General features: G+C 63.3%; 1 protein-coding gene and 1 pseudogene. Both read left to right on the forward strand.

The window, feature by feature from the left end; genetic code table 11:
• Positions 1 to 142 (forward strand): annotated as a pseudogene (locus tag IE136_RS35195) (IS5/IS1182 family transposase); the annotation flags it as partial.
• Between the two features lie 29 nt (positions 143 to 171).
• Complete coding sequence (locus IE136_RS35200) at positions 172 to 645, forward strand: VWA domain-containing protein (RefSeq protein WP_229819529.1); 474 nt, start codon at positions 172 to 174, stop codon at positions 643 to 645.
• The last annotated feature ends 225 nt before the right edge of the window (positions 646 to 870 follow it).

Here is an 870-nt window from a genome sequence, read left to right on the forward strand (position 1 = left end):
GCGCTACGTTGACGAGGCATTGGACGTTCTGGCCGGCTGGGCGCCGGGCCTCCAGGAAGCCCTCACCGGGCTCGGTGAAGGCGACCATGTCATCGTTGACGGCACCCTGATCCCTACCGACCGGAGTACGAGTCGTTCGCCGTCCAGGCTTTCGCCGAACGCGTCTTGGCCTTGTCGGCCAACCTCGACGACGACGGCACGGTGCCCGTGATCTTCTCCAGTGGGCGAGAGCCGTTCTTGGAGGAGATCCGGCTGGACAACTACCGTGGCCGTATCGGGCAGCTGCATACCCAGGTCGACTGGGGCTGGGGAAACGTCGCCGACGCGATGCGTCGCGCGGTCAGCCACTATCAGGAGTCTGGCGCTGCAGACCCCGCCTTCATCGTGACTCAGGTTGGTGATGAGCCCTGGGACAAGGCAGAGGTCCGATCCATGCTCCAGAACACCGCCTCACTTGGCGTCTTCTGGCTGTTTGTCGGATTCGGCCGCGGCAAGCTCGCCTTCTACAAGAACCTCAACGCCTCCGCCTCTGCCAACTTCACCAATGTCGCGTTCTATGACGCCAGCAAAAACCCGGGATCGGTACCTGGCGAGCGGTTTTACACGGGCCTTGTCGATGCCTTCGCTGCCTGGATGCGATCGTGAGGCCGTACATCCGGCCAAGCCTCACGACATCATCGCGACCGGCAGGGTGCCCGCCATTAGCGGCTTGGGTGACCGTCGCAGCGGGGAACCAGCCGATGTGCTGCTCTATGCCCAGTGGACGCCTAGATGAGTGAGTCCGATGTTTTCAGTGGTCGTAGGCGATCAGGGAGCGTTTGACTGTGGCGTCGGTGGTCCAGTTGTGCCAGATGCCGGCGGCGAGGGCGA

The organism is Streptomyces lateritius, from assembly GCF_014649715.1.
Classification (GTDB): Bacteria; Actinomycetota; Actinomycetes; order Streptomycetales; family Streptomycetaceae; genus Streptomyces; species Streptomyces lateritius.